Here is an 11800-nt window from a genome sequence, read left to right on the forward strand (position 1 = left end):
AATCGTTCTCCGATTCGATAACAGCTCCGCGCCAGATTCTCTGACGCGGAGTTTTGTGTCGATCGGGACGTTTTCTCTGCCATGCCTTACCTCTGCGGGGTCCGAGCAAGGAGAGAATTCATGGGATCCCGGTCCATCATCGAAAGACGGCGTCGCAGCCGAGTGGGAGCAGCGCTGATCAGCGCGTTCACCACACTTGCCCTCGTGCTGGGGCTGGCTCCGGCCGCCCAAGCAGCAAGCGACATATCGGTCTACGTGACCTTCGAGGGCTACAACATCGGTCAGGGCTACTACGTCGAGCCGGTCAAGGTGACGGTCCCGGAGGGCTCGACGGCCGCGGCTGTCACCGAGAGCGTCCTGGATGAGACATCGCACCAGTTCACCGCGTTGGACGCTGGGGATACCAGCAGCGCGGGCTGGTACCTGTCGGGCGTCAAGGGCTTCGACAAGGGAACCGCGAACGTTCCGTCGTACATCACGAGCCAGCCGGGATTCGAGCTGACCGGCACCGACGGAGACGCGTACCTCGGCACGCCCGACTACAACTCCATGTCTGGCTGGATGTACACGGTCAACAACGTGACGGCCCAGGTCGGTGCGGGTGCACTGACTCTGCACGATGGTGACGTCATGCGGTGGCAGTTCACGCTGTACGGCTATGGCTGCGACCTCGGCCTGGCAGATTCTTGCTGGGAGAGTGAGTCCTACTTCTCCCAAGTCGACAAGACCGATCTGATCAGGGGCATCGGCAAGGGCAAGACCGCAACGGCTACTGACGCAGAACTTGCCACGGCCAGGACGACGGCCGTGAATCCCACTGCCACGCAGCAGCAGGTCACCGCTTCGCTCACAGCACTGAACACCGCGGACCCAGCTTCTTCGTGGGTTCGGCTCACCACGACTGCACAGGGTCAGTTCCTGACCAAGCTGCGCGAGAAGCTGGTCAGCGACTTCGGCCAGACCGCAGGCGACTACGACTACAGCGTCGTCAAGAAGCTCAGCATCACGGGAACGTTGAACGCTCAGGACTACACGGATCTGCGTAACGCTTCGTACGCGGGGACGTCGATCGAAGAGCTCGACCTGTCGGGTGCGGTGGACGCGACGACCTACGCCCTCAGCGGCATGACTGCGCTGACCGATGTCAGCCTGCCTCCCGTCGCCAACTACACCGTGGCGAATCCGTTCCAGGGCAACAGCTCGCTCCGCAACGTCGTGGTCGCCGCCGAGACCTACACCTTCGGCTCCACCACGACGTTCAACGGCATCACGACGCTGGAGCGCATCACGTTCCTGCACACCACGAAGCCGTCGCTGAATGCCTCGACCTTCAACGGTTCGAACAACGCTGACCCGGACAATCGCACGGTCAAGGCTGTCGTTCCGAACCAAGACCGGGGCGACTACGACAAAGCCTCGTTCTCCCAGTACTTCGCCGGCGTCACCGAAAAGGCCAGCGCCGCCGATCTGGGCGAACTGGAGACCGTCACCGACGAGGCCAAGGCAATCGGCCATGGTGCAGCGGCGGCCGAGTTCCGGTGGACCCTGCTGCAGGACGCGATCACGAAGGCCACCACGGTCCATGACGACGCTGATGCGTCCGCTGCGGCGGTCTACGGTGCACGGCTGGCTCTTCAGACGGCGATCAGCCGCATCGCTGTCGCCGAGATCGGGCTCTCGTTGAAGGTCACGCACGGCGCAGACGTCACACTGTCGTGGAAGAACGGCACGGCTCAGCACTTCGCCGAGCACACGGCGCACCCCCTGGCCAAGGTGGACTCGCTGTCGAACAACGAGTACGACATCTACGTTCCGACGACCACGACGCCGTACACATCGCAGCACATCGCTTCGGCCGTGATCCCGGGAACGACCGACAAGGTGGCCAAGATCTTCACGGTCGCGGCCGCCTCAGCAGGGGCTCAGTACACATTGGACCTCACCCCGTTGGCCGGGCGTCAGGACACCGCATGGTTGATCCCGGGCCTGGGTGCAGGTGACAACCGAGGTCTCTACACCAACCTCGATGACACTGGTGTGCTCAACCTGGATGTCGGTGACCGTTTCGACCTCGACACGATCCGGACCCAGCAGGCCCAGCTCGATCAGATCAACAACCTGTTCGTCGAACCCGACTACAAGTTCGAGCTGGCAGGCGACAGCGTCACGACCCGACGTATCGGTCAGGACGGTCGCCGTCAGCTGCGCATCAAGGCCGAGAGCCCTGGTGTCAGCGTCGTCAAGATCACGTACGGCCCGCTGCACTATCTGGCAGCCAACGACAACGGGACGCCCGGCAACACGAACTGGTCGTTCAACGGCATCGATCCGCAGAATACCGGTGTCGCCGTCGTCAATGTCGGGGGCAATGTCGGAACGTTCGACACCGGCATCAACGTGAAGAACGAGCTCGACACGTTCTACTTCGACAAGACTGCTGAAGAGCGCGATTTCACGTTCACCCCGGCAGATGGCACGACAGTCCGCGTGCACGATCCGCTGAACGTCAGCGACTGGGGCGATGGCTGGAACGCGTACGACGCGGCGTCGGACGGCAGCGTCACGGTCAAGCTCAAGGGCGGCCGCAATATCGTCGAGCTGAAGAACGACGGCAAGGTGCAGTACCGCGTCGTGCGCGCCAAGGGCGTGGACGTGACGATCACGAACACGACCAATCCGGGCCAGTCGTTCGCTGCGGGCGACAATGCGCGCATCGCGATCAGCGGTATCGAAGGCGGTGTCGAGAAGCTCGCCGGCATCTACAACCCCGCGTTCAGCGCCGGTACCAAGGGCAAGCTGACGTACTACGACGGTGCGACGCAGTTGGTCAGCAACGAGGCGACGCAGTATCAGACGGCCATCACGACCTTCAACATCAACTACACCTACACAGGTACCGGCGACAAGGCGCTCAACGGCGACATGTTCATCGGTGGCCTCGGAGCCGAATGGCCGTTCCACCGTCACATTCCGTTGGAGGGAAAGCCTGCCAACCTAGCCGCCGTGGCGATCGGTCCGTACCACTTCGGCGGACTGCCGACGATCTACGTGCACGGCAACAAGGTCACCACGAGCCCCGACGCGCCGAGTGCGCCCACAGGGCTCCAGGTGACTCACGCAAATGCCTCGGCTGAGCTCTCGTGGACAGCACCGACGTCAACAGGTGGCCAACCGGTCATCGGCTACAACGTCCGCTACTCCCGCGATGGTGGCGACAACTGGACGGTCAAGAAGTTCGGTACCGCCACGAGCCAGACCCTGACGGGGCTGACGAACGGCACCGAATACGAGGTGCAGGTGGCAGCCGTCAACAGCTCGGCGATCGGCACGTACACGGCCAGCCAGAAGGTGACGCCGCGAACTGTTCCGGGCGTCCCGAGCGACCTTGAGCTGAAGCCGCTCCGCAATTCGGTGAAGGCGTCGTGGACGGCTCCGTCCGACGGCGGTTCGACCATCACGGGTTACCGCGTGCGCTTCTCGGCAGATTCCGGTGAGAACTGGACGACGCAGAGCTACGGGACGGCGACGTCGCAGACTCTGACGGGGCTGACCGATGGCACGTCCTACGACGTACAGGTCGCAGCGATCAACGCAGAAGGCGCAGGCTTTTTCACCGACACGGCGACTGCGAAGGCAGGTCTCGACAAGACTGCACTTACGCAGGCGATTGCCTCTGCCCAGGCAAAAGATCAGGCCGATTACACGACCGCTAGTTGGTCGCGCGTGGCGACGGCGTTGACCGCAGCCCAGGCTGTGGCTGCTGATGCGGAGGCTGGCGAGACTGCGGTGGCGGAAGCGATACAGGCGCTCAACTCTGCGGTGGCCGCGCTGCACCGCAGAGGCGCAGCAATTGATGCGCCGATCGTTGCTCCGGCGACGATCAAGGCCAAGCAGGCCGGAGCGGCTTGGCTGGCTCGTGAACTGGCGTCGAATGACGATGTATTGGGCTACGGCGCCAACACCGACTGGGGTTTGACGGCGGACGCTGTTTTCGCCCTGGCAGGTGCTGGGGTCGCCGGTGACCAGATCGCCGAAACCGCCGACGCGATCTACCACTCGGGCTCCGCCTACACCGGCACGCCGAGCAACCTGGCGAGCAGGTGGCCGTTCGTCGCCAAGACGGTCCTGGCTCTCCAGATCGCGGGCTTGGATCCCTCGAAGTTCCCGAATCAAGGGGGAACGCGTGACTTGGTGGCTGACCTGCGTTCGGCCGTCAAACCGGATGGCTCCTGGCAGAACACCTCCGACTCCTTCAAGACGTCGCTGGGCATCCTTGCCCTGGCACGTACGGAGGAGGGAGTTCCAGCGGCTGTAGTCGACAAGTTCGAGAAGATGGCCTGTTCGGTCCCGACCCACGCCAACTACGGCGCGTTCGGCTTCGGAGGGGGTTGCTCGGCCGATGTCGACACCACGGCAATGGCCGTTCAGGCCCTGCTCGCGTCAGGTGTGAGCAAGACGGATCCCGCCGTCGCACGCCCGACCGACTGGATGCTCGCGCGGAATCCTCGGGACGGCTTCCCGTCACAGTTCGGCCCGGGCAACACCAACACGAGCGGCCTGGCTGCTCAGGCGCTGTTCGCAGTGGGGAAGTCCGAAGAAGCCAAGAAGGCCGCATCGTTCATCGAGGGTCTGCAGATCGGCTGCTCGACGGTCGGCCCGATCTCGGCCGAACTGGGCGCGGTTGCCTACAACGCCGAGGGCTGGTCGACGGCGATGCGAGACGGAATCGGTTCGACCAATCGGGACCAGTGGCGTCGCGCTTCGGCACAGGCAGTCCTTGGCCTCGGAGCGGAGTCACTCGGCTTCCTCTCGGCAGAGGATGCCGATCCGAAGACACCTCAGCCCAGCTGCTCGACTCCGTCCACAGGCACGAAGGTCTCTGCCAGCGCAGGTCAGATGACCTACGGCAAGGCAGGATCTGTGACGGTCACGGTGGCTGCCACGACGGGCGACGCGAAGCCGACAGGCAAGGTCTCGACCAAGGTCGGTGGCAGGTCTGTCGCGGCCACGTTGGCCAACGGCAAGGCGACTCTCAAGCTGCCTGCCACGTCGCTGAAGCCTGGAACCAGGTCGCTGACGGTGTCGTACTCCGGTGCCGACGGCTCGTTCGGCGCTTCCTCCAAGACAGTCGCGGTGAAGGTCGTCAAGGCCAAGGCTTCCGTGAAGGTGAAGGGACCGAAGAAGGTCAAACGCGGCAAGACCGCGACCTACACAGTCACGGTCACCGCACCAGGTATCAGGGCCACAGGCAAAGTCACGGTCAAGGTGGCGGGCAAGTCCAGGACGGTCACGTTGAATGCCAAGGGCAAGGCAGTCGTGAAGGTCAAGATCGCCAAGGGCACCAAGCCCGGCAGGAAGACCGTGACCGTCACCTATCGCGGTGACACCTACGTCGGTTCCGCGAAGGCTCGCAAGGCTGTCACGCAAGTGGTCAAGTGATCGGCTGAGCCAACCGGCCAGGGCCCGGGTCACGTGATCGATGCGGTCATGTCGACCCGGGCCTTGGCCTGGATCCCACCCGGGTTGCCCGTCAGACTCATCAAGGGTGTGACGTGCGTCGCTGGGTCTCAGTTCCCGCTCAGGATCTGTTATGTTCCGTCTGCAACACAAATTCATATCCGCATCCAGTCAGGGGAAGCCGGTCAAATCCCGGCACTGACGCGCAACCGTAGGCCACCGAGAGGTGGCGAGTCGGAATGCCTGCTGGAAGCACCCCTCCTCTATTCGCTGTCGCGAGTGCACGGTAGAGCGGCCCTTCCGTTCGGAAAGGGTTCGCCCTTGCCTTCCTGCACTGCAGCAGGAAGGCATCTGTGATGTTTCACAGCTACACAGCTCTATCGTCCCGCCGTTCAAGAACCCCTCGCCGCGCCGTACTGGCCGGGCTGCTCTCGACGGCCCTGCTCACCCCCGCGCTTTCGTCGCCTGTCTCAGCCGCCACCGATGTTCCGGCCGCCAAGGCGAACTCGGTCTGGTTGGCCGATCAGCTCGAGGACGACGGAACGCTGCAGAACCCGCTCGGCGGTTCGCTGCCCGACCACGGGCTGATGATCGACGCGATCATCGCAATGGCCGCTTCGGGTGACCATTCGCTGGCCGAGCCGATTGTCAAGTACTTGGACGAGGGAAGGCACGCCAGCGACTACTTCACGTGGGACGGACTCGTGCCGGGCATGGGCTTCGAGGACATCATCACCGGCGGTGCGACTGCCAAGGTTCTGGTGGCCGCATTGGCCGCGAAGCGGAATCCGCGCGCCTTCGGGGGCTCGGACATGGTTCAGGAGACGCTCGGCACGATCGTGAAGACCGATGTCGACTTCTCCGGATACATCGCCGGTTCCCAAGGACGGGTCAACGACTATTCGAAGAATCCAGAGTTCAGGGACTACGTCAGCAACAACGCCAACATGTTCGGCCAGTCGCTTGCGGTGATCGGACTGGCGGGTTCGGGAGTCTCGTTCGCCAATAACGCGCCTGCGGGGATGGCAGTCAAGTCGTTGGTGAGCCAGCAGTGCGCGGAAGGCTATTTCCGGATCTTCTACTCCACGGCTCCGTACACCGACGCTGAGAACCCGACCGTGATCCGCAAGACCGAGACATGCGACGAAGGAAAGACCAACGAGGCCGGCGATCAGTCGGCTCCTGACGGCGACACCACAGGCTTCGCGCTCTCGGCCATGCTCGCCGCGAAGAAGGCAGGAGCCTCAGGCCTGGATACCCCCATCACGAAGACCGTCGCCTGGTTGATTGCTCACCAGGACGACAACGGGGGGTGGGGTGGCGGTGTCAGCACCGAGGCGCCGAATACCAACAGCACCGGCCTCATCGTGCAGGCGCTGGCCGAAGCAGGCGGGGCGGCACAAGCCGTCGATGCCGGAGTGTCCTTCTTGAAGAACTCGCAAGCGACCGGCGCCGCTGACAGCGGCAACGCCCTCGCGAATGAGATCGGTGCCATCGCCTACAAACCGAGCGACTATGAATCCGCGCGGACCGCGGGCATCGTCGGCCGCGACACATGGATCAGGGCCAGCGCCCAAGCTTCGCTCGGATTGTCCCAGACCACCTTCTCGGCACTCGTCGGCGCCGGACCGAGTGCACCGCCGGCGGCCACCTTCGCGCTGTCCGCGTCGGCCCGTCCTGTGGCGGTCGGAACCCACACTTCGGTCAAGGCCGCAGGGCTGGCGCCGAACGAGGCATACCGCATCACCTTGTCGGGCACGCAGTTGCGCGCTGGCCATGCCGACGCGAAGGGCAAGGTCTCGACCACGATCAAGGTCCCGGCAGCTTTCGGCACCCACAAGGGCCGGCCTCTCCGGTTGATCGGCTCAGCGAGCAATCGCAGCGGTGCACGCACGCTGGCAACCGCGGCCCGCAAGAAGCTGAGCGTCTCTGCGACGCCGAAGGTCAAACGCGGCATGGCCGTCAAGGTCACCGTGAAGGGCCTTCTCCCGGGTGAACGGGTGAGCGTCAAGGTGACTGGTCGCAAGGTCAAGCGCGGTTACGCCTCGACACGCGGCGTGTACACCTATCGCTTCAAGGCGAACTCGTCCAAGGGAAGTAAGCGAGTGATCGTGCAGGGTGTCGCCAAGACGCGTAAGGGCACAGACACATTCAAGGTCGTCAAGTGATGAGCAACCAACGGAAGGCAGGAACTGTCATGAAGAAGGCACTTTCACTGTTCGCGAGCCTGGCACTGCTCCTGGGTATGGCTGCATCGCTGCCGGCGCCCGCATCGGCCATTGATGTGACCAAGGGATACGACGGAATCTGCACGGGCTCCGACGCATTGACCGGGGTGACCGTCGTCATCGACTTCCAGGAGCTCGACGGCAACGGCGGCACTGCGGCCCCGACCATCACCAGATGTTCGCCGAATGCCAACCCGGGCACGCAGCGTACTGGCGTCAAAGCGCTGCAGGACGCCGGGATCGCGGTGGCCGGTGTGGCGCAGTGGGGGCTGGGGTTCATCTGCCGTCTTGAGAATCGTCCGTCGGCGACCGAGTCGATCCCCAGAACCGGAAATCCGAACTACAAAGAGCAGTGCGTTGTCACCCCGCCGGCTCAGGCGTACTGGGGTTACTGGCATGCCACCGGAGCCGGAAGTACCTGGACGTACAGCAGCTATGGCGCTGCCAATCGCAATGTGACGCCCGGCGGGTTCGAGGGCTGGTCGTTCTCCCTCAACCGCACGGCGAGCACCAACCCGGTGCCCCGCGTGACGCCGACGAATCCCGCCGTCGGTGCGAGCAATCCGACGGTCAGCCTTTCGGTGGATGACCTCGATCGCAAGATCAATCTGGGTCAGAGCACCTCGTTGACCTGGACGTCGACCAACTCGACCGGCAATACGGCCTTCTCGGTCAGCCCTACGACAGGCGGAGGCACCTGGTCGGGGCCGTTGACCTCGCCGGGCGGTACCCAGACCATCACGCCGACCGCGACGGGTACATACGTCTACACGATCCGGGCCACGGGGACCGGTGGCCCGGTCTATTCGACCGCGACCCTGACCGTCCAGTGACCTGCGGCGGACGCTGGTAGAGAAGGACCGGGAGAGTTGATGTTCGCAATGACCCGACCGGCCCGCAGGCTGGCCGCGACAGGAGTCGTGGCCAGCCTGGTGCTGCTGGCCCTGGTGATCCCCCCACGCGCCGACGCGATCGACACGTCGCGCGGCTACGGCGGTGCCTGCACCGGGAGCGATGCCCAGACCGGAACCACTTTCGTGATCGACTTTCGCGAGCTTGACGGCAATGACGGAAAACCGGCTGAAAAGATCGTCCGGTGCTCACCGGGGGAGGCGGGCAAGCCCCGCACAGGGCTGCAGGCGATGAAGGATGCCGGAATCCGGATCGACGGAGTGGCGCGTTGGGGCGAGTCGTTCATCTGTCGCATAGAGGGACGTCCGGCCGCCAATGAACCCATCCCGATCACGAGCTATCCGAACTACACGGAACAGTGCATCGACACCCCGCCGGCAGCGGGCTATTGGGGATATTGGCACGCGGATGGTAAGGGTGAGGACTGGCAGTACAGCCAGTACGGCGTCACCAACCGCACGGTCACACCCGGAGGGTTCGAGGGCTGGTCGTTCTCGCTGAACGCGACCGCCGAGACGAATCCGAAGCCCGGCTACGAGCCTGTCAACAACGCAATCGATCCGGACGCGCCGACCGTGTCGATCAGTTCGGGCCTGCTCACTCCACCGCTCGTCCTGGGCAAGTCGGTCACCCTGTCGTGGAGCAGCGCAAAGGCTGCCCGTCTGGTCGCCTCGGGCGATTGGTCCGGAGAACTCACCCCCGTCGCCAGCGGTTCACGGATCATCACGCCCTCACGTGCGGGCGACCACACGTTTGTCATCGAAGCCACCGGCACGGACGGCTCGAAGGTGCAGACGTCGTACACGTTGAAAGTCGTCTCGGGTGGCTCCGTTCCAGATCCTGAACCCGTTCCGGTCAACACGTCGGGTGCGGCAGCTACCGCGGCCTGGCTGATCCGGGAGCTCGTGTCAGGTGGAATGCCGGCACCGATTCCGACAGAGGACCAGCCCAACGACTGGGGTCTGACGATCGACACCCTGTGGGCTCTGTACGCCGCAGGTACGGGCAGCAGCACGGCCCGCACCGTTACGTCGGCTGTCGACCTCAATGCCGGCGACTACATGGGCATCAAGCTGTTCAAGGACACCGGCGTCCGACGCGCAGGTCAGACGGCCAAGCTCCTACTCGCGGCGGTCGTCGCCGGGAAGGACCCACGGTCGTTCGGTCGCGTGATGCGCGCCGACGGCAGGGTTACGCCCCAGCGGTACGACTTGCGCGCCGAGACCGAGCGGCTGGTCAATACGACTACCGGACGCCTGAGTGATCGGGGCCTCGGAATCGACAACACCAACACATTCAGTCAGTCGCTTGCTGTCATGGGGTTGGCCAGATCAGGTGGCGTCGACCGGCTCCCGGTCGACTACCTCATCCGTCAACAGTGTTCGGCCGGCTACTGGCGCATGTTCGACCGTCATGGCAAGACCTGCGACCAGGACCAGGATGCGCCCGACGGCGATGGCACCGCCATGGGTATCCAGGCGCTCATGACCGCGCGTGACGCAGGTGTGACAGGTCTCGATCCGGCCATCGACCGAGGCGTCGAATGGCTGCTCGAGGTCCAGCGGCCGGACGGCTCGTTCGGCGGCGGTGTTTCCACCGAGGGCTCCAACGCCAACAGCACCGGGCTCATCGCCCAGACACTCCACGCAGCAGGGCGGTCCGCAGCCTACAAACGCGCTGCGGGTTACGTCCGGTCGCTGACGGTGACCAAGTCGAACGGTGCAGGAAACCGGCTTGCCAACGAGATCGGTGCGATCGCCTACAACCGTGAATCGCTCGTGGGTGCCAAGCGCGACGGTATACGGGGCCGTGACCAGTGGCGACGGGCATCTGCGCAGGCGATCTTCGCACTGGCGCCGGTCTCCTTCGCCGACCTCGGCAAGAAGCCTCTGACTCGTGACCCGATCAAGCGTCCCCCGTTGGAGGAGGGATCGCCCGCCGTGCCTCCGAAGCCGAACGGGACGAAGGCCGCACCTTCGACGGTCGTCACACCGCCGGCAGACTCATCGTCGACGACCGAAGCCGGATCCGCCACACCAGCCGGACAGCTCGGACGTTATCTTGCCGGCCAGCTCATGGGCGGCGACCACATCGAAGTCGAGCAGGACGGCAAGCGCTATGTCAGCTACGACCTGACAACCCAGGTTGTCATGGCACTCCGCCAGCTGGGCGAGCAGCCGAAGGCAGCCCATCGTGCCGCGCGGTTCGTGCTCGACAAGCGATCCATCGCGGCCTTCGCCGCAGGTGCGCCTTATGAAAAGGCAGATGCCGCATACGCCGAACCGTTGGCGAAACTCCAGCTCGTGGCCGCATCTACGCCAGGCAAGAAGGCGCAGAAGACCGCGGCCAGACTGGCCGAGAAGCTGGCAGCAATCCGCGGTTCTGGCGGAGTCTTCACCGACACGGGTACGTACGCCGACAAGACCGCGTCCACGAGTCGTCACGCGTGGGCGATCCTGTCGACGGTCGCGTCCGCCGAGAGTGCCGACGACGCCATCGAGGTGCTCACTGCGAGCCGCTGCGCCGACGGCGGATTCCCGGCCGAGCTCGGCGAAAAATGCGAAGTAGGAGATCTCGCAGCGACAGCGCTCGGAGTGCAGGCGGTCAACGTCACCAGCGGCAGCAGCCTCGACCTGCCAGCGGTCAAGCCAGTCTCAGCCAGCACCGAGGATGCACCCGACGGCTGGTCGGATCAGCGCTGGGACGCGTTGGTCGAGGCAGCATCGAGCCTCCAGCAGGCCGGCGCACCGAATGGCGGCCTCATCGACGCCGATGCGGGACGCAGCCCGGCGCTGATCTCGGAGGTCGCAGGCGGCAAGCAGGCTGTCGGTCTCGATGTCCGAGCGTCCAGCACCCTTCTTGCCGCGATGCTCCAGAAGGACGGGGGGGCACCGACGAGGCGAGGGATCACCACCAGTGATCTGGCGGCCAGCGCCGCAGCTGCACCCGGTCTCGTCGGGCGATCCTGGCTCAGCACGCCGGGCTTATCGCTGACTGCGGCGGTCCAGGTACCGGTAGGTAGGCCTGACGCTCCGAGCCAGGTCGCGGCTCAGGGCCGAGCCGCCGTCGACTGGTGGCTGCTTGCCGCCGGAGGCACCGGAGTTCTGGTGCTTGTCGCTGCGGCCTTCGGCGCGGGACTGGCGATGCGACGCAGGCCAGTTGCTCACTCACGCAGCTTTGCTGCAACAGAAATGACCTGAGAG

4 protein-coding genes are annotated in these 11800 nt (G+C 64.6%); all 4 read left to right on the plus strand.

All coding sequences use genetic code 11. The features are described 5' to 3' along the window. The first annotated feature begins 120 nt into the window (after positions 1-120). The 4 genes from ACXJKC_RS18100 to ACXJKC_RS18115 all read left to right on the plus strand — a co-directional run bounded on the left by ACXJKC_RS18100 (position 121) and on the right by ACXJKC_RS18115 (position 11797). Positions 121-5439, plus strand: coding sequence for a fibronectin type III domain-containing protein (locus tag ACXJKC_RS18100; RefSeq protein WP_456698135.1), 5319 nt, complete (start codon positions 121-123; stop codon positions 5437-5439). 374 nt (positions 5440-5813) lie between these two features. Beyond that, positions 5814-7625 (plus strand): hypothetical protein, encoded by a 1812-nt coding sequence (locus ACXJKC_RS18105; protein ID WP_456698136.1) that lies wholly within the window; start codon positions 5814-5816, stop codon positions 7623-7625. Between the two features lie 29 nt (positions 7626-7654). Then, complete coding sequence (locus tag ACXJKC_RS18110; RefSeq protein WP_456698137.1) at positions 7655-8518, plus strand: hypothetical protein; 864 nt, start codon at positions 7655-7657, stop codon at positions 8516-8518. A 39-nt stretch (positions 8519-8557) separates the two neighbouring features. Then, positions 8558-11797, plus strand: a complete 3240-nt coding sequence (locus ACXJKC_RS18115; RefSeq protein ID WP_456698138.1) for a hypothetical protein — start codon at positions 8558-8560, stop codon at positions 11795-11797. Positions 11798-11800: the final 3 nt, after the last annotated feature.

The organism is Aeromicrobium sp. P5_D10, assembly GCF_054049535.1.

Excerpts from the sequence above, each read along its gene's own strand:
- ACXJKC_RS18105 (WP_456698136.1), top strand. The coding sequence starts at position 5,814 with ATGTTTCACAGCTACACAGCTCTATCGTCCCGCCGTTCAAGAACCCCT.
- ACXJKC_RS18110 (WP_456698137.1), top strand. The coding sequence starts at position 7,655 with ATGAAGAAGGCACTTTCACTGTTCGCGAGCCTGGCACTGCTCCTGGGT.
- ACXJKC_RS18115 (WP_456698138.1), top strand. The coding sequence starts at position 8,558 with ATGTTCGCAATGACCCGACCGGCCCGCAGGCTGGCCGCGACAGGAGTC.
- ACXJKC_RS18100 (WP_456698135.1), top strand. The coding sequence starts at position 121 with ATGGGATCCCGGTCCATCATCGAAAGACGGCGTCGCAGCCGAGTGGGA.